Genomic DNA, 16,584 nt, shown 5'->3' with positions numbered 1-16,584 from the left:
CTCAGATCCGTGCCAGCTTGAGCTGGATGTCGATGGCGGTGAGCAGGGCGTTGATGATGAAGAGCAGGACGAAGGAGATGACGACGGTCTCGGTGACCGCCTGTCCGACGCCCTTCGACCCGCCCTCGGCGTTGAGGCCGCGGTAGGCGGCGACGAGCCCGGCGAGGGTCCCGAACAGGACCGCCTTGAACGAGCTCACGGCGAAGTCGCCCTCGTCGGTGAGCAGGGTCAGCGTCGCGAGGAACTGGCCGGCCGAGGCGCCCTGCAGGCCGACCGACACGAGGTAGGCGACGACCTCACCGACGACGGTGATGATCGCGCTGAGGCAGACCGCGACCAGCGCGGAGGCGAGCACCCGGGGCAGCACCAGGCGGTGCAGCGGGTCGATGCCCATGACCTTCATCGCGTCGATCTCGTCGCGGATCTTGCGGGCGCCGAGGTCGGCGGCGATGGCCGTCGCACCCGCGCCCGCGGTGACCAGCACCGCGGCGATGGGGCCGATCTGGCGCAGCACGGCGAGGCCGGTCACGGCGCCCGCGACGTCCAGCGCGCCGATCTCGGCGAGCAGCTGGTTGATCAGCAGGATCACGACGCCGACGAACGGGATCGTCACCATGATCGCGGGCGCGAGCGAGACCGAGGTGATGAAGCGGGTCTGGGCGAGGAACTCGCCGAACGGGAACGGACGCTTCACGACGGTCCGCGCCACGTCCAGGACGAAGGCGGTGAAGCTGCCGACGGTGCGCACCGCCCCGTCGAGGGTCGGCACCCGGGAGCCGCTCACCGGTCGACACCGGCCTCGGTGCTCCCGGCCGTGACGACCGGGACCGCGGTGAGTGGACTCTTCATCGAGTGGCCTCCGTCATCGGTCCTGCCTAGCATCCATTTTCTAAACGAGGATCAGAAACGGAGGTTACGGGGGCGGAGGTCTTTTTCCGCTCCGTCCGTCGCCCCACCCGACCGAGTGACGCGGGAGAACGCGGCACGCTCGACGGTGAGCGGCGTCACTCCGACGACGAGCGGTCGCATCCGGCCCGATTCCGCGTCTGACGTGCGGGAACGGGCCGACTTGCCGGCCGGCACCCGGCTGCGGGCCGGGCCCGGCCGGCGCCAAGACGTGGCAGCGGCGCCGGACCGGGACGGAGCCGCTCCCGCGCGGCGCGGTCACCGACGACGGGAGCATCCGCCGCGTCGACGAGCCCTTCTGCCTAGCAACGATTTACTTGAGGTGGATCCGGAACCCGGCGCAGGAGGCGACGAACTCGCCCTCAGGTCAGGGCGACGATGCCCGCGAGCACCGCGCACGCGGCGACGCAGTAGAGCTCGAACAGCAGCCGCAGCACGACCGGGGCGTCACGCAGCTCCATGAAGTACAGACCGACCAGGCGCACCTTGAACAACGCCAGGACCAGCACCACGACCGAGGCCACGGTGCCCGAGGCCGGGCCGGTCCCGAGGATCCAGGACACCGTCGTGACGGCCACCAGCACCAGCCACACCACGGCGACCCGGTCCCGCCAGGCCGGCGTGCTCGACACGATCGACGACACGGGTCACCTCACCAGGTAGAGCAGCGGGAACAGCACGATCCAGAGCAGGTCGACCATGTGCCAGAAGCACGCGGCGCCCTCGATCAGCGGCAGCCGGCCGGGGAGCCGGTCCGGGCGCCGGCAGGCCGCGGTCATCAGCACCAGCGCCACCAGCCCGGCCAGCACGTGCAGCCAGTGCAGCCCGGTCAGCACGAAGAAGTACATGAAGAACTCGTGGGTGTTCGGGGTGATCCCCGCGCCGAACTTCGCGCCCCACTCGAACGCCTTGATCACCGAGAAGGTGACCCCGCAGGCGATCGCCCCGCCCAGCAGCACCGTGGCCCGGTGGGCGACACCCGTCCGCACCGCCTGCACCGCCCGCACCACGAGCAGCGAGCTGAGCAGCAGCACCAGTGTGTTCACCACGCCCGGCACCTGGTCCAGCCGGGCCTGGGCCGCGTCGAACCCGGCCGGGTCGCCCCCGCGGACCACGAGGTAGGTGGCGAAGAAGACGGCGAACACGGTCATGTCGCCCAGTACCAGGACCCACAGTCCCGGCTCGCCGGGCACGTGCCGCCCTCGGTCCGCGATCGGCGCCGTCGCCGGGGACGGCGACGCGCTGGTCTCGGTCATGCCCACTCCTTCGTGGCCGGTCCGGACCGGGTCGGACCACGGCCGTTGACAGCAGGGGGCGCGCGTGGTCTCTTCCGGTTAACCTACATTAGATTATGCCCGGACGGCGGTCCGGGCCATCCCACGGAAGGGGGCCGGATCGTCATGGACGACGACCGCGGTCTACGGATCCTCGGCTGGGCCGGACCACTCTCGATCCTGCTGGTGCTCGTCGGCTGGCTGAGCGCCGGGTTCTTCCCGCCGCCACCGCCGTCGCTGGCCGGCGAGGAGCTGCTGCGGTTCTGGGGCACCGACACCACGCTCAAGCAGCTGTCGATGGTGATCTGCGTCTGGGGCGGGGTGCTCTACGCCCCCGCGTCGCTCGCGGTCTTCGTGGCGCTGCGGCGCAGCGGCGACCTCGCGCTGAACCTCGGGCAGGCCTGCATCGGTGTGCTCGGCACGGTGTTCTTCTCGCTGAACTTCGTGCTGCTCTCGCTGGTGCCCTACCGGCTCGAGAACGGCGACAGCGGCTACTCCCAGCTGCTGCACGACGTCGGGTTCACGATGACGTTCATGCCGGTCGCGCCGTTCACGGTCCAGTACCTGCTGATCGCCGCGATCATCCTGCGGGACCGTTCGGGGCGGCTGCCCTACCCGCGCTGGGTGGCCTACGTGAACATCTGGGTGGCACTGCTGCTGGTCCCGGCCACCTTCATCCCGCTGTTCCACTCCGGCCCGCTCGCCTGGAACGGCATGTTCAGCTTCTGGGTCCCGGTCGCGGTGTTCGTGGGCTGGTTCGTGGTGATGTTCCCGCCGCTGGTGGCCGGGCGCAGGTCGACCACGCCCGCACCGAGCGCCACCCCACCGAGCGCCACCACACCGAGCACCACCGCCCCGTCCTGAGGCGCCCCGACCGGATCGAGGAGAGACGATGCGACGCGAGCTCTACACCGACGACCACGAGCAGTACCGTGCCACCGTGCGCGAGTTCCTCGCCCGCGAGGTCGAGCCGCACTACCTGGACTGGGAGCGCGCGGGCGGGATCGACCCGGCGGTGTTCCGCACCGCGGCCGAGGCCGGCGTCTACGCGCTCGCCGTGCCCGAGGAGTTCGGCGGCGCCGGTGAGACCGACTACCGCTACCGGATGGTGGTGAACGAGGAGGTCGCCCGGGTCGGCGCGACCTCGTTCGGCATGACGCTGGGCCTGCAGGACGACCTGGTGCTGTCCTACCTGCTCGACCTCACCACCGACGAGCAGAAGAAGCGCTGGCTGGAGCCGTTCAGCCGCGGCGAGCTGCTCGGCGCGCTCGCGATGACCGAGCCGGGGACCGGGAGCGACCTGCAGGGCATCCGCACCTCGGCCCGCCGCGACGGCGACGACTGGGTGCTCGACGGCTCGAAGACCTTCATCTCCAGCGCGCTGTCAGCGGACCTCGTGATCGTCGCCGCCCGCACCGACCCCGAGGCGGGCTCGCGCGGGTTCAGCCTGTTCGTCGTCGAGCGGGACATGCTCGGTTTCCGGCGCGGGCGCCGGCTGGAGAAGGTCGGCCTGCACGGCCAGGACACCGGCGAGCTGTTCTTCGACGCCGTGCGCCTGCCCGCGGACAACCTCATCGGCACCGAGGGCCACGGCCTCATGCACCTGATGAGCCACCTGCCGCACGAGCGGCTGGGCCTGATCGCCTCGGCCGTCACCGCCGCGCGCGCGGTCTACGAGCACACCGCGCGCTACTGCTTCGAGCGCCACGCCTTCGGCACGGCCATCGGCGACTTCCAGAACTCGCGGTTCGTCCTCGCCGAGATGGAGACCGAGCTCGAGGTCGCCGAGGCGTGGGTGGACCGCGCCGTGCTCGCGTTCAACCGGGGCGAGCTGACCCCGGTCGAGGCGGCGAAGGGCAAGTGGTACCTGACCGAGCTGCAGAAGCGCATCACCGACCGCTGCGTCCAGCTGCACGGCGGCTACGGATTCATGCTCGAGTACCCGGTCGCGCGGGCCTACGCCGACGGTCGCATCCAGACGATCTACGGCGGCACGACCGAGATCATGAAGGAGATCATCGGGCGGGACATCGCCTCCCGGTACCGCTCCTGAGCAGGGGTCGCCGGCACGCGGACGCCCGCGTGCCGGCGACACGGCCGGGCAGGTGTCCGGCTGGTGACCCCCGGTCCGCCTATCCTGGTCCGGTGGCCCGCAGGACGAACGCGGTGGCCCCAGCCGCCACCGACGACACCGACGCGACCGACACCAAGTCGGCCCGCACCCGTGCCCGCCTGCTGGACGCCGCGGCGCGGGTCCTGAGCGAGAAGGGCTTCGCGGGGACCCGGCTGTCCGACATCGCGAAGGCCGCGCAGATCCAGGCGCCGGCGATCTACTACTACTACCCGTCCCGTGAGGACCTGATCGAGGACGTCGTCGCGACGGGCGCGATCTCGCTGCGCGACCACCTGTCCCAGGTCCTCGAGGCACTGCCGCCGGACACCCCACCCGCCGAGCGGATCGCCGCGGCGGTCGAGGCGCAGCTCCGGCACGAGCTGCAGCTGTCCGACTACGCCAGGGCGGTCGTCCGCAACGCCAACCAGCTGCCCGAGCACCTGTCGGCCCGTGCCCGCGTGCACATCGGGGAGTTCCACGACATCTGGCGCGGACTGGTCGAGGACCTGCGCTCCGCCGGGCAGCTGCGGCACGACGTGGAACCGTCCATCGGCCGCATGCTCGTCATAGGCTCGCTGAACTGGACGGTCGAGTGGTGGGACCCGCAGCGGGGCGACATCGACCGGACGATCACGGTCGCCCAGTCGATGGTGCTGCACGCGCTGCGGCCGTGACCTCCCTCCCGGTGCCACGACGCGGGACGCCACGGCACCGGGGGGCGCGCGGTCAGGCGTAGCGCTTCTTCAGCTCGCCCTTGACCAGCTTGCCGGTCTCGGTGCGGGGCAGATCGTCGACGAAGCGGACCTCGCGCGGAGCCTTGTAGCCCGCGATGCGCGACTTCACGAAGTCGATGATCTCCTGCCCCAGCTCGGGCCCGGTCGCGACGCCGGCCCGCGGCTGGACGAACGCGGTGACCCGCTCCCCCATCTCCGGGTCCGGCAGGCCGATGACGGCGACGTCGTGCACGGCGGGGTGCAGCGCCAGGACGTTCTCGGTCTCCTGCGGGTAGATGTTGACCCCGCCGGAGATGATCATGAAGGACTTGCGGTCGGTGAGGTACAGGAAGCCGTCCTCGTCGAGGTGGCCGATGTCGCCCAGCGTCGTCCACGTCTCGTGCTCGGGGTGCTGCGCGGCCCGGGTCTTCTCCGGGTCGTTGTGGTACTCGAACGGCACGATGTCGCGCTCGATGTAGACCGCGCCGGTCTCCCCGACCGGCAGCTCGGTGCCATCGTCGTCGCAGATGTGCAGCACGCCCAGGATCGGGCGGCCGACGGTGCCGGGCTTGGTCTGCCAGGTGGCGCTGTCGGTCATGGTGAGACCGTTGCCCTCGGTCGCGCCGTAGTACTCGACCAGGATCGGGCCCCACCAGTCGATCATCGCCTGCTTGACCTCGACCGGGCACGGGGCGGCGGCGTGCACCGCGACCCGCAGCGACGAGATGTCGGCCGCGTCGCGCTGCTCCTGCGGGAGCTGCAGCATCCGGACGAACATCGTCGGCACGAACTGGGCGTGGGTCACCCGGTGGGTGCCGATCGCCTCCAGTGCCCCGACGGCGTCGAAGCGGCGCATCATGACCACGGTGCCGCCGTGCGCCTGCACGGCGCCGCACCAGCGCAGCGGCGCGGCGTGGTAGATCGGGGCCGGGGTGAGGTAGACCGTCTCCGGGCCGACGCCGAAGGCCTTGCTGATCAGTCCGACCAGCGGATCGCCCAGCTCGGTGAACTGGACGGGCGGCAGCGGCGGCCGCACCCCCTTCGGCCGGCCGGTCGTGCCCGAGGAGTAGAGCATCGGGGCGCCGTGCGGCTGGTCGTCGGGCGCGACGTCGGAGGCGGCGGCCAGGGCGTCCTCGTAGGAGGAGAAGCCGTCCACGACGCCGTCGTAGGACAGCCCCAGGCCGGGCGAGACACCGGTGGCGAGCACCGCCTTCGCGACGTCGGCCTTGCCCGCGGAGACGATGAGCGCCGACGCCCCGGAGTCCTCGACGATGTAGCCGACCTCCTCGGCGACGAGGTTGTGGTTGATCGCGGTGATGTAGAGCCCGGAGCGCATCGCGGCCCAGTAGACCTCGAAGACACGCAGGTTGTTCTCGCTCAGGAGCGCGACGACGTCACCGCGACGCAGGCCGGCCTCGCGCAGCACGTTCGCGAGCCGGACCGAGCGCTCCTCCAGCTCGGCGTAGGTCACCTGCTCCCCCGTCTCCGCGAGGAGCGCGGCGATCTTGTCCGGGTGCTGGGCGGCATGGGCGCCGGGGTGGGTCACGGGTCCTCCACGTCGGTGTGGTCGTCGGCGACGACGGAATTTAATGTCGATAAAATAGGGCGGAAAGCTCCCCACCGGCAACGGTCGGGCGGCCGCGGGTCTTCTACAGTCGACCCGACCGGAGAAGGAGTGGGACGTGGCCGCACCGCAGTCGCAGCCGGGACCGCGGCGACGGATGAGGGCCGCCGAGCGGCGCGACCAGCTGGCACGCACCGCCGCGGCACGGTTCCACCTGGTCGGCTACCACCAGGTCTCCCTCGGCGACGTCGCCGCCGACGTGGGGTTGACCGGGCCTGCGGTCTACCGGCACTTCCCCAACAAGCAGGCCCTGCTCGCCGCCGGGATCGCGGCCGGGCTCGACGAGGTCGCCGCGGCCCTGGACCGGCACCTCGACAGCCCGCTGGAGGAGCTGGTCACCGCGCTGACCCGCGTCGCACTGGACCGTCCCGACCTGTGGACGCTGCTGCAACGGGAGGTCCGCTTCCTCTCCCCGCAGGCCCGCGAGGAGATCCGCGAACGGCTGCGCGGGCGGCTCGAGCTGCTGTCGCGCCGGCTGCGGCGCGAGCGTCCCGAGCTCACCGAGCGCGCGGCGGGGGTGCTCGTGACCGGCGCGCTCGGCGTGCTGGCCACCCCGTCGGTCACCCACATCGGCCTGGACGACGAGCGGGTCCGCACCGTCCTGGCCGCGGCGGCGCTGGCCTGCCTGCGGTCCGACCCACCGGCCGGACCCGCGGCCGGACCGGACGGCCCGGTCGCGTCGGAGGACGGGCCGTCGTCGCGGCCGCGGGAGATCGTGGACCGCGCGGTCGCGCTGTTCCACGAGCGCGGCTACGTCGGGGTGAGCCTGGACGAGATCGGCGCGGCCGTCGGCATGGCAGGGCCCAGCCTGCTGCACCACTTCGCCAGCAAGGCCGACATCCTCACCGCGGCGTTCGACCTCGGCTCGGAACGGCTGCGGGCCGAGCAGGCCGCGCGTCGGGCCCGGCCGGGGTCGGTCGACCTGCCAGGGCTGATCGACCGCTACGTCGGCTTCTGCCTGGCCAACCGGGCGTTGCTCGGGGTCTACGTCAGCGAGTTCAACCACCTCACCGACGACGCGCGGCGCCGGACCGCGGACGCCATCCGGACCGAGCTGCGCGACTGGACGCGGTCGCTGCTCGCGTACTTCCTCGACCTCGACGAGCCGACCGCGCGGCTGCGCGTGCGGGCCGCGCTGTCGCTGATCAGCGACCTGACCCGGCTCACCTCCACGCGGGACCGGCCGGCGGAGCGGGCGGAGGTCACGGCGGCCGCGCTGGCCGTGCTCCGCTCCGGCGCCTGACCGGCCCCGCGTGCCGGTCAGGCGGGGGTGAACGCGCACCGCTGCCGACGCACGCCGTTGATGAACGTGCTGACCAGGCGCTCCGGCTCACCGACCGCCCGGATGTCGGGCAGCTGGGTGTACAGCTCGTGGAAGATCCACCGCAGCTGCATCTTCGCCAGGTGCGAACCGAGGCAGAAGTGCGGCCCCCCGCCCCCGAAGGCGACGTGCGGGTTCGGCGTGCGGGACAGGTCGAACTCGTCGGGCCGATCGAGGACCGCCTCGTCGCGGTTGCCGGAGCTGTAGAACATCGTGACCTTGTCGCCGGGCTCGATCACGACGCCGTTCAGCTCGAACCGCTCCAGCGCGGTCCGCCGGAAGCTCATGACCGGGCTCGCCCACCGGACGAACTCCTCCACGGCGGTGCCGATGCGGGCCTCGTAGTCGGCGAACAGCCACTCGCGCTGCTCCGGATGGTCGGTCAGCGCGCGCAGCGTGTGGGTGGTGGTCTGCTTGGTCGTGTCGTTCCCGGCCACGCAGAGCAGCACGAAGAACGACCGGATCTCGTCGTCGGTGAGCCGCTCCCCGTCGACCTCGGCGGCGGCCAGCGCGGAGATCAGGTCGTTCTCCGGCTGCTCGCGACGCGCGTCGATCACGTCCTGGCAGGCGCCGTGCAGGACGACGATGGCGTTGAGCATCTTGGTCGCCGCGTCGCCGCCGACGCCGTCCCCGTCGTCGCCCCAGGCGACCATCGACTCGGCCGCGTCGGCGACCTCCTCGCGACGCTCGGGCGGGATCCCGATCATCTCCGAGATCGTCCACATCGGGAGCCGGGCGGACACCGAGGAGACGAACTCGGCCTCACCGCGGTCGCGGATCGCGCCGACGATCTCCCGGGCCTGCCGGGCGATCTGCTGCTCGATCAGCTTCACCCGCTTCGGCGTGAACACCGAGCTGACCAGCTTGCGGACGTCGCGGTGCCGCGGGTCGTCCATGGTCAGGATGGAGGAGGCCATCTCCAGCACCTCCTCCGGGAAGTCCTCGGCGAGGACCCCGCCCGCGGAGGAGGAGAAGATCTCGGCGCGACGGCTGACGGTGGCGATGTCCTCGGCACGCACGACGGCCCAGTAGCCGGGCGAGCCGTCGTCACCGTCCATCAGCGGGCTGTACAGGGGGCGCTGCCAGGACACCGGCTCCTCGGCGCGCAGCCGGCCGAAGGTCTTCTCCCGCTCGACGGGGTCCAGGCGCCAGAACTCCCGGGAGGAGACGTCGAGCGCGGAGAACGGGCGCGATGCGGTGAGGGATCCGGTCATCGCGATCAGCTCACGACGAGGTCGGAACGACCGCGGTCGGCCAGCATCGCGGTGTAGCGCGGGTAGAGGGCCTTCGCGATCGGCGAGAGCTTGAGCAGCTGCGCCGCCGAACCACCGACCGTGATCTTCCCGCGGGCCATCGCCAGCGGCAGGCTGACCTTGCCCTGCCAGTACTGGTTGGCGGTGTCGGCGGCCATCGACAGGGTCGCGTCGGAGTCCGCCGCGGCGGCCTCGGCCCCGGTGGTGATCTGCTTGGTCGCGAAGTCGACCCGCACCGTGGTGTCGGGGTCGGTGTAGTCCATGCGCAGGCTCATGCCGGTCGCGGCGAGCTTCGGCCCGATCGTCTCGTCCTCCATCGCCTCGGCGAAGATCCCGCCGAGGAACTCGTGGACCTCGTCCGCGGAACGGAAACCACCCATGACGTCTCCTTTGACATGTCGGTGCCGATCGACGGCCGGGTTCCCGACCCGACCACGGCCTAGCGCAAGTTAACATAGAGGCCTCTATGCAGGAAGATGTCGACGGCTGCGATGATGCGGTGGTGCCGTCCCGGCACCGATCCGACCGGCCCCGACCAGCCCCGACCCGACCCGGAGGGACCGACCGTGCCGCAGTACGTCGGACGCGAGGACTACTACGCGGCCGCGATCGCGATCCTGTCCGGATCGGGGGCCCACGAGCTGACGATGACCGCCCTGCACCGCGGGCTCGGCGTCTCCAGCGGGTCGTTCTACAACTGGTTCCGCAACTGGCCCGACTTCGTCGAGCGGTTCCTGGAGCACTGGCGCGGGTCGACCGAGGCGATCGCCCGTGAGGCGGCCGGGCCCCACGACCCGCACGAGCGGCTGGAGCTGCTGCGCCGGCTCTCGCGCACCGTCCCGCACGACGCGGAGGCGGCGATCCGGGTGTGGGCCACGACCGACCCGGCCGTCGCGGAGGCACAGCGCGCGGTCGACGCACGACGGCTCGAGGTGATCCGGCGGGCGGTCGCCGCCGCGGGTGCACCCGACGCCGCCGACGAGCTCGCCGAGCTGTGCCTGTCCGCGGTGGTCGGCGCCCAGCTACGGCACCGCCCCGTGGACGTCGAGGGTCTGGACCGGGTGCTCGCCCGCTTCATCGCGCTGGTGGAGGCGCATTCCGGCCGGCCGGACTGAGCGTCGCGACCGCCCCGGGAGCGGCGTGGTCGGCACGCGAGCCGACCATCGCGTGCACGCAGACCCGGCCGGTCGCGTCGCGTCCCCTGACCTCCACCAGCCCGGAGGTCCGGCCCCGGTGCAGGGCCGTGGCCGTCAGGCGCACCCGGCCCCGGCCGGGCCGCAGGAACGCGAGCTGCAGGCGGTTCACCGCGTGCGGGGCCGATCCGGTCAGGCGGGTCGCGGCCAGCTCCGCCGCGCAGGCCCAGACCCCGCCGTGAACGGTGCCGTTCTGGTTGGTCCACCCCGTCGCGTCGAGCTCCAGCACCGCCTCGTCCGGGCCGGACCCCACCTCGGTGAGGTCGGTGAGCAGCTCGCCGATCCCGCCCTGCTCCGGCCGGGCGCCGACCGCGGGCCCCGCGGCGAGCGGGGTCGTGCCGGGTGCGGGGACGTCCGCGGTCCAGGCCGACGCCACCGCGACGAGCCGGCCGTCCGGGTCGCGCACGGAGGCGGTGACGTGGTCGCGGAGCACCTCGCCCGCGGTGCGCGCGGCCCGGGCGTGCAGCCGGTCCCCCGGCCACGGCGGCGGGACGAGCACGTCGAGCGACAGTGCCGTGGTCACCGGCTGGAACCCCGGCGCCTGCGGCCGGTTGGCGACCTCGCCCAGGACATGGTCCGCCAGCACCGCCAGCGGCCCCGTCCACGTCCGCCCCGCGCCGTCCGACCAGCCCCCGGTGAGCGCGGAGCACCGCCTCTCACCAGGCACGACGGTGCACCCGAGCACGCCGAGGCGCTGCTCGGGCGTGCCCGCCGTGTCGAGACTGCAGGACTGCTCGCCGGTCATCGTGACCTCTCCCTCGTTGCTCTCTAAGTTAATCATGGCTAGGCTACGGCGGCGAGGTCCGCGCCGGAGCGGGCCGTCATCGAGGAGGAGCCGCCGTGCCCGCGCCCCTGACCGAGACGTTCCTGCGCGACTTCAGCACGCGGTGGCTGGCGGCCTGGAACTCCCACGACACCGAGCAGGTGCTCGCGCTGCTGCACCCCGACGTCCGATGGGAGGACACGGTCTTCTGGACCGGGGTGATCGAGGGCCGCGAGGGCGTGCGCACCTACGTGGAGCGGATCTGGGAGGTCATGCCCGACGTCGCGTTCGACGACGTGCAGACCTTCACCTCCCCCGGCGACGGCCGCGCGCTGTGCCTGTTCCGCCAGTACGGCCACGGCCCGGCGAAGCTCGCCCCCGACGCCACCTTCAGCACCTACGGCTGCGACATCTTCCTGGAGTTCGCCGACGGACTGCTGTCGTCCTACCTGGCGCAGTACGAGATCACCGAGATGATGCGCCAGCTCGGCGTGCTGCCCGCCCGCGAGGGCCGGATCGGCGGCGCCTACCTGCTGTCGCTGCTGCACCGCAGCCCGGCGAACGCCGGCTGACCCGCCCGTCCCCCGCACCACCCCAGACCGAGGAGTCACCATGGCCGATGACGAGGCCGTCCGCACCACCGTCGCAGACGGCGTCGGCACGATCACCTTCAACCGGATGCACCGCCGCAACGCGCTCAGCCTGGAGCTGTTCGAAGCGCTCGGCGACCAGCTCGACGCCTGGCGGAGCGACGACGAGGTCGCCGCGGTCGTGCTCACCGGTGGCGAGGAGGCGTTCTCCGCGGGCCTCGACCTCGACCTGCAGTCGGCGTTCACCGAGGACTCCCGCGAGGTGTACTCGGACATGTGCCTGCGGGTCTACGGCGCCCTGCTCGACTACGGCAAGCCCACCATCGCCGCGTGCGCCGGACCGACCCTGGGCGGCGGCTGCGACATCGCGGTGTTCTGCGACATCCGGATCGGCGCGGAGAACGCCGTGTTCGGGTTCCCGCAGATCAAGTTCGGGCTCACCCCGTACTTCTCGCCGCTGTGGAAGATCGTGGGACTCAGCCAGGCCAAGCTCCTGACCTTCTCCGGCGACCGGATCGACGCCGCGGAGGCGCTGCGCATCGGCCTGCTCGACCGGCTCGTGCCGACCGGCGGTGTCGTCGAGGCCGCGACCGCGCTGGGTCGGTCGATCGCGGAGACCACCACGAAGTCGGCGAAGATCAACAAGGAGCTGGCGCTGCGCTCCCCGGCGATGGACCCGATCAGCGCGCTGTCCTTCGAGACCTCCGCCTACCGCGAGGTCATCCGCCACCCCGACGTGCTGGAGCGGATCAACGAGGCGTTCAGCCGGATCCGCACGCGCTGAGCGTCCGTTCGGCGCAGTGGATAGTGACGGTTCACTAGATAGGGTGGGCCGCCGTGGCCCGATCGAGTCCGAGGAGCACGTCGATGACGACTGCCGCCCCGTCCGTGACCGCCGGGGGGACCGACCCGGCGCGCGCGTACCGGTACGCCGGCTACCGCGCGTCGGGCCTGTGGACGCCGACGTCACTGGCCGATCTCGTGCCGGAGGCCGCGGCCCGCCACCCCGAGTGCGAGCTGTTCTCCTTCGAGGGCACCCGGGTCACCTACGGCGCCTTCGAGCGCTGGACCCGGGCGGTGGCCCAGGACCTGGTGCGCCGCGGGGTCCGCCCCGGCGACCGGGTCCTGGTCCAGCTGCCGAACCGGCTGGAGGCGCTGGCCGTGCAGGTCGCGGCGTTCCGGGCGGGCGCGGTGGACGTCCCGGTGATCCCGATCTACCGGGAGCACGAGATGCGTCAGATCGTCGCGGACTGCCGGCCCGCGGCGGTCTGCACGGTCGACGCCCTCGGCGACCGCGACCCGTCCGCCGAGCTCGACGCGCTGGTCGACGAGGCCGGTGTCACCCCGGCGGTGCGCTACCTCGTCGGGGGCGAGCGCCCCGGCTGGACCGCCGTCCCGGGGCCGGAGGCCGCGGACGACAGCGCGCTGCCGGCGTCCGCCGACCCCGCCGAGCCCGCGCTGCTGCTCTACACCTCCGGGACGACCGCCGCGCCGAAGGGCGCGCTGCTGTCGCACCGGGCGGTCGTCGCGCACCTGGTCAACTTCCGCGACGCGCTCGGCGCCGGGGAGGACACCGTCACCCTGGCCGCGACACCGCTGTCGCACCTGGGCGGGTTCGTCGCCGCCGTCGTGTTCCCCGCGTTCCTGGGCGGGCGCTCGGTGGTGATGGCGGGCTGGCGGCCCGACGACGCCGTCGAGCTGATCGAGACCGAGCGGGTCACCCTCATGATGGGGGCCACGGTGTTCGTGACCGACCTCGTCGAGCGCTACCGGGACCGTCCGGAGGGCCACCGCCTCGACACCTACGCCTGTGCCGGGGCGGCCATCGCGCCCGAGGTCGTCGATCGTGCCGCGGAGGTGGGTGTGCGGGTGGTGCGCGCCTACGGCATGACCGAGACCGCCGGGGTGCTCGCGATCGCGGCGGCCTCGGACTCCCTGGAGCGCCGTCGCGCCTGGGACGGCAGGCTGCTGCGCGGCATGGAGATGACCGTCGCCGACGACGACGGCGCGCTCGTCCCGCCCGGCACCGTGGGCCGGCTGCGGATCCGCGGGCCGCAGCTGCTCGACCGCTACACCGACCCGGTCGTCACAGCCGAGCAGATCGACGCCGACGGCTGGTTCCTCCCCGGCGACGTCGGCCGCGTCGACGACGAGGGCTGGGTCCAGATCGCCGGCCGCACCAAGGACATCGTCAACCGCGGCGGCGAGAAGTTCTCCACGATGGACATCGAGCTCGCGGTCGCCTCCGCCCCGGGTGTGCGGCGGGTCGCGGTCACCGCGGTGCCCGACGAGCGCCTCGGGGAGGCCGTCGGTGCCTGGGTGGTCCTCGACGACGACGCCCGCGCCGCCGGCGTCGGCCCGTTGCTGGAGCACCTGGCCGCCCAGAAGCTCGCCCGCGCGAAGACGCCCGTCGAGTGGCACGTCGTCGCCGAGATCCCGGCCACCGCCAGCGGGAAGATCCAGAAGCACGCGCTCGCCGGGCTCACCGACCTCGAGCTGTGGCACGCCCACCGGCCGGCCCGGGCGTGACCGCGGTGTTCGAGGCCGGGACCGTCGCACTGGTCACCGGCGCCGGACGCGGGCTGGGCGCGGAGTACGCGACCGCACTGGCCGTGGCCGGGGCGACGGTCGCCGTGCACGCGCGCACAGCGCGGGCCGCGGGTGCCGTCGCCGACCGGATCCGGGACGCGGGCGGGCGCGCGCACCCGGTCGTCGGGGACGCGCGCGACGGCCGTGCCCTGGTCGGGGACTGCGTCGCGGCGCTCGGCCGGCTCGACGTGCTCGTGGTCAACGCGGGCGGGCTGCGCGACCGCGGGGTGTCCCGGCTGACCGACGACGACTTCGACGAGGTCGTCGACGTGCACCTGCGCGGCAGCTGGACCGCCTGCTCGGCGGCCTGGCCGCACCTGCGCGAGCGCGGCGGCGCCATCGTGCTCACCACTTCCGGCGCGGGGCTGCACGGCAACCCCGGCCAGGCCGCCTACGCGGCGGCGAAGGCCGGCGTGGTCGGGCTCGCCCGCACCCTGGCCGCGGAGGGCTCGCGGCACGGGATCCGGGTCAACGCCGTCGCGCCGATGGCGCTGACCTCCATGACCGCCGAGGTGTTCCGCGACCGACCGGCGCAGGCACTGCGGGCGGCCGACGTGGCCCCGGTCGTCGTCGCGCTCGCCCTGCCCTCCTGCCCGCTGACCGGCGAGGTCGTCGAGACCGGCGGCGGCTGGGCCTCGGTGCTGCGCTGGGAGCGCTCCGAGGGGGTGCGCTTCACCCGCCCCGACGGGCCGCCACCGGCCGTCGCCGACGTCGCCGCGCACTGGGGCGGGATCACCGACCTGGTGGGCCGCCCGTCCGACCGTCCGACCACGACCGCGGACTCGCTCGCCGCCGCGTGCGACCCGTTCCGCGGGACGACCGCGCTGCGCGCCGGCTCCGAGTCCTGCCACTGATCCCACACCCCCACCCCGAGAGGAACCCCCGTGACCGAGTACCGCTACCTGCTGACCTCCGTCGAGGACGGCGTCGGCATCCTGCAGCTGAACCACCCCGAGAAGCGCAACGCGCTGGGCTGGGAGCTGCACGAGGAGATCGTGGCGGCGCTCGCCGAGTGGGCCGAGGACGACGAGGTCGCCTGCGTCCTGATGATCGGCGACGAGGACATCTTCTGCGCCGGCTGGGCGCTGGACGTGCTGCAGGACACCAGCGGGGACGCCCGCACCCGGTTCACCGACCTCGCCTACAGGCTCATGGTCGCGATCTACGACTACCGCAAGCCGACCGTGGCCGCCGTCGCCGGCGTCGCCCCCGGCTACGGCATGGACCTGGCCAACATGTGCGACATCACGATCGCCTCGGAGAACGCCGCGTTCGGCTCGACCCAGGTCAAGTACGCGATGAACGGCTTCTACCACGCGATCCTGCGCAAGACGAACACCCAGCGGGCCCGCCGGATGTTCTTCACCGGCGACCCGATCGACGACCACGAGGCCCTGCGCTGCGGGCTCGTCGACGAGGTCGTCCCGGTCGGGACGCTGCGCTCCTCGGCGCTGACGCTGGCGAAGCAGATCGCCGAGAACGGTGCCGAGCTGACCACGGTCCTCAAGGAGGTCGCGCTGCGCGCCGGGCACATGGACCACGTCGCGGCGACCGCCTACGAGCTGCGCGTCACCCACGACCTGCTGCAGCGCGGGCTGTTCACCCGCCGCATCGCCGAGGGCCTGGACCGGCTGCGGTCCGGGGCCAGCAGGGCCACCGAGCGACTGTCCCGCCGCAGCTGAGACCGAGCACCAGCCGAGACCGAGCCCCGGAGCCGAGATGACGTCCTCGCCGACCTCCCCCACCCCGTCCCGCACGACACCGCACCCCAGCGACCCCGGGTTCGCCCTGGCCTACGGGATCGCCTGGAGCAACGACCCCGACGCGCTGCTGGAGTTCTTCGCCCCGGACGGCGTGTACCGCGACATCGCGCTCGACGGCACCTACCGCGGCCGCGGGGAGGTCGGCCGCTTCCACCGGTTCATGCTCTCCTTCGCCCCCGACTCGCACATCGAGTTCGGCGAGACGTGGGCGGCCGGCGGCGGGCTCACCTCGCGCTGGGGGTGGTCGGGCACCGTCCGCGGCCCGCTGAAGCTGCGCACCGGCGAGCTCGTCGACGTGGCCGGTGCCCGGTTCTCGGTGCCGGGCGTCGCCGTCTGCACCTACGACGACGACGGCCTGCTCACCGGTCACGACGACTACTGGGACCTCGCGACGGTGCTGTACCAGGTCGGCGCCCGCATCACCTCGCCGACCGGCTGAGGCACACGGTCAGGCGGACGACGGGGCCGGCCGGCGACGAGGG

Annotated in this window: 18 protein-coding genes; 11 read left to right on the top strand and 7 right to left on the bottom strand. The window is 72.7% G+C overall.

The features are described 5' to 3' along the window. Nucleotide 1 precedes the first annotated feature (1 nt). From KPL59_RS07715 to KPL59_RS07705, 3 genes are all read right to left on the bottom strand, one after another. A complete protein-coding gene (locus KPL59_RS07715) occupies nucleotides 2-784 on the bottom strand; it encodes an ABC transporter permease (RefSeq protein ID WP_198932213.1) in 783 nt (260 codons plus the stop codon). A 484-nt stretch (nucleotides 785-1,268) separates the two neighbouring features. Continuing rightward, entirely contained in the window at nucleotides 1,269-1,550 is a 282-nt protein-coding gene (locus KPL59_RS07710; RefSeq protein ID WP_020628031.1) for a cytochrome C oxidase subunit IV family protein, read from the bottom strand. Between the two features lie 3 nt (nucleotides 1,551-1,553). After that, nucleotides 1,554-2,162, bottom strand: coding sequence for a cytochrome c oxidase subunit 3 (locus KPL59_RS07705; protein WP_226360376.1), 609 nt, complete (start codon nucleotides 2,160-2,162; stop codon nucleotides 1,554-1,556). A gap of 144 nt (nucleotides 2,163-2,306) precedes the next feature. Here KPL59_RS07705 and KPL59_RS07700 point away from each other — a divergent pair, with 144 nt between their 5' ends. From KPL59_RS07700 to KPL59_RS07690, 3 genes are all read left to right on the top strand, one after another. Next, nucleotides 2,307-3,044 (top strand): hypothetical protein, encoded by a 738-nt coding sequence (locus tag KPL59_RS07700; protein WP_226360375.1) that lies wholly within the window; start codon nucleotides 2,307-2,309, stop codon nucleotides 3,042-3,044. A gap of 28 nt (nucleotides 3,045-3,072) precedes the next feature. Continuing rightward, nucleotides 3,073-4,233 (top strand): acyl-CoA dehydrogenase family protein, encoded by a 1,161-nt coding sequence (locus tag KPL59_RS07695; protein WP_075310969.1) that lies wholly within the window; start codon nucleotides 3,073-3,075, stop codon nucleotides 4,231-4,233. Nucleotides 4,234-4,325: 92 nt separating this feature from the next. After that, on the top strand, nucleotides 4,326-4,967 hold the full coding sequence (locus KPL59_RS07690) for a TetR/AcrR family transcriptional regulator (protein ID WP_226360374.1): 642 nt from the start codon (nucleotides 4,326-4,328) through the stop codon (nucleotides 4,965-4,967). 52 nt (nucleotides 4,968-5,019) lie between these two features. Here the strand turns inward: KPL59_RS07690 and KPL59_RS07685 are convergent, their stop codons facing one another. Continuing rightward, on the bottom strand, nucleotides 5,020-6,552 hold the full coding sequence (locus KPL59_RS07685; protein ID WP_226360373.1) for an acyl-CoA synthetase: 1,533 nt from the start codon (nucleotides 6,550-6,552) through the stop codon (nucleotides 5,020-5,022). A gap of 136 nt (nucleotides 6,553-6,688) precedes the next feature. Here KPL59_RS07685 and KPL59_RS07680 point away from each other — a divergent pair, with 136 nt between their 5' ends. Beyond that, a complete protein-coding gene (locus KPL59_RS07680; protein ID WP_226358365.1) occupies nucleotides 6,689-7,873 on the top strand; it encodes a TetR/AcrR family transcriptional regulator in 1,185 nt (394 codons plus the stop codon). A gap of 17 nt (nucleotides 7,874-7,890) precedes the next feature. Here the strand turns inward: KPL59_RS07680 and KPL59_RS07675 are convergent, their stop codons facing one another. Together KPL59_RS07675 and KPL59_RS07670 are read right to left on the bottom strand one after the other, a co-directional pair. Further along, nucleotides 7,891-9,165 carry a cytochrome P450 gene (locus KPL59_RS07675; protein ID WP_226360372.1) on the bottom strand — a complete coding sequence of 425 codons (1,275 nt, stop codon included), beginning with the start codon at nucleotides 9,163-9,165 and terminating at the stop codon, nucleotides 7,891-7,893. A 5-nt stretch (nucleotides 9,166-9,170) separates the two neighbouring features. Beyond that, complete coding sequence (locus KPL59_RS07670; protein WP_226358367.1) at nucleotides 9,171-9,584, bottom strand: SCP2 sterol-binding domain-containing protein; 414 nt, start codon at nucleotides 9,582-9,584, stop codon at nucleotides 9,171-9,173. 96 nt (nucleotides 9,585-9,680) lie between these two features. Between KPL59_RS07670 and KPL59_RS07665 the strand changes: the two genes are divergently transcribed. Continuing rightward, nucleotides 9,681-10,319 (top strand): TetR/AcrR family transcriptional regulator, encoded by a 639-nt coding sequence (locus KPL59_RS07665; RefSeq protein ID WP_226360371.1) that lies wholly within the window; start codon nucleotides 9,681-9,683, stop codon nucleotides 10,317-10,319. On the opposite strand, the gene KPL59_RS07660 is transcribed toward KPL59_RS07665, so the two are convergent. After that, complete coding sequence (locus KPL59_RS07660) at nucleotides 10,279-11,142, bottom strand: PaaI family thioesterase (protein ID WP_226360370.1); 864 nt, start codon at nucleotides 11,140-11,142, stop codon at nucleotides 10,279-10,281. The two genes, KPL59_RS07665 and KPL59_RS07660, sit on opposite strands and share 41 nt — an antisense overlap. A 95-nt stretch (nucleotides 11,143-11,237) precedes the next feature. Between KPL59_RS07660 and KPL59_RS07655 the strand changes: the two genes are divergently transcribed. From KPL59_RS07655 to KPL59_RS07630, 6 genes are all read left to right on the top strand, one after another. After that, nucleotides 11,238-11,732, top strand: a complete 495-nt coding sequence (locus KPL59_RS07655; RefSeq protein WP_020628020.1) for a nuclear transport factor 2 family protein — start codon at nucleotides 11,238-11,240, stop codon at nucleotides 11,730-11,732. 40 nt (nucleotides 11,733-11,772) lie between these two features. After that, nucleotides 11,773-12,534, top strand: a complete 762-nt coding sequence (locus KPL59_RS07650) for an enoyl-CoA hydratase/isomerase family protein (protein WP_226358370.1) — start codon at nucleotides 11,773-11,775, stop codon at nucleotides 12,532-12,534. A gap of 83 nt (nucleotides 12,535-12,617) precedes the next feature. Next, nucleotides 12,618-14,279, top strand: coding sequence for a class I adenylate-forming enzyme family protein (locus KPL59_RS07645; protein WP_226360369.1), 1,662 nt, complete (start codon nucleotides 12,618-12,620; stop codon nucleotides 14,277-14,279). After that, nucleotides 14,276-15,193, top strand: a complete 918-nt coding sequence (locus KPL59_RS07640) for an SDR family NAD(P)-dependent oxidoreductase (protein ID WP_226360368.1) — start codon at nucleotides 14,276-14,278, stop codon at nucleotides 15,191-15,193. Before KPL59_RS07645 ends, KPL59_RS07640 begins: the two co-directional genes overlap by 4 nt. A 30-nt stretch (nucleotides 15,194-15,223) precedes the next feature. Next, entirely contained in the window at nucleotides 15,224-16,021 is a 798-nt protein-coding gene (locus KPL59_RS07635; protein ID WP_226360367.1) for an enoyl-CoA hydratase/isomerase family protein, read from the top strand. A 37-nt stretch (nucleotides 16,022-16,058) separates the two neighbouring features. Further along, nucleotides 16,059-16,541, top strand: coding sequence for a nuclear transport factor 2 family protein (locus tag KPL59_RS07630; protein WP_226360366.1), 483 nt, complete (start codon nucleotides 16,059-16,061; stop codon nucleotides 16,539-16,541). The last annotated feature ends 43 nt before the right edge of the window (nucleotides 16,542-16,584 follow it).

It is taken from the genome of Pseudonocardia sp. ICBG1142 (genome assembly GCF_020496255.1).
Taxonomy (GTDB): Bacteria; Actinomycetota; Actinomycetes; order Mycobacteriales; family Pseudonocardiaceae; genus Pseudonocardia.
The sequence above is the reverse complement of the archived record's forward strand: the minus strand, read 5'-3'. Positions and strand labels throughout refer to the sequence as shown.

Excerpts from the sequence above, each read along its gene's own strand:
- KPL59_RS07675 (WP_226360372.1), bottom strand. The coding sequence starts at position 9,165 with ATGACCGGATCCCTCACCGCATCGCGCCCGTTCTCCGCGCTCGACGTC.
- KPL59_RS07630 (WP_226360366.1), top strand. The coding sequence starts at position 16,059 with ATGACGTCCTCGCCGACCTCCCCCACCCCGTCCCGCACGACACCGCAC.
- KPL59_RS07645 (WP_226360369.1), top strand. The coding sequence starts at position 12,618 with ATGACGACTGCCGCCCCGTCCGTGACCGCCGGGGGGACCGACCCGGCG.
- KPL59_RS07705 (WP_226360376.1), bottom strand. The coding sequence starts at position 2,162 with ATGACCGAGACCAGCGCGTCGCCGTCCCCGGCGACGGCGCCGATCGCG.
- KPL59_RS07665 (WP_226360371.1), top strand. The coding sequence starts at position 9,681 with ATGTCGACGGCTGCGATGATGCGGTGGTGCCGTCCCGGCACCGATCCG.
- KPL59_RS07650 (WP_226358370.1), top strand. The coding sequence starts at position 11,773 with ATGGCCGATGACGAGGCCGTCCGCACCACCGTCGCAGACGGCGTCGGC.
- KPL59_RS07695 (WP_075310969.1), top strand. The coding sequence starts at position 3,073 with ATGCGACGCGAGCTCTACACCGACGACCACGAGCAGTACCGTGCCACC.
- KPL59_RS07670 (WP_226358367.1), bottom strand. The coding sequence starts at position 9,584 with ATGGGTGGTTTCCGTTCCGCGGACGAGGTCCACGAGTTCCTCGGCGGG.
- KPL59_RS07700 (WP_226360375.1), top strand. The coding sequence starts at position 2,307 with ATGGACGACGACCGCGGTCTACGGATCCTCGGCTGGGCCGGACCACTC.
- KPL59_RS07660 (WP_226360370.1), bottom strand. The coding sequence starts at position 11,142 with ATGACCGGCGAGCAGTCCTGCAGTCTCGACACGGCGGGCACGCCCGAG.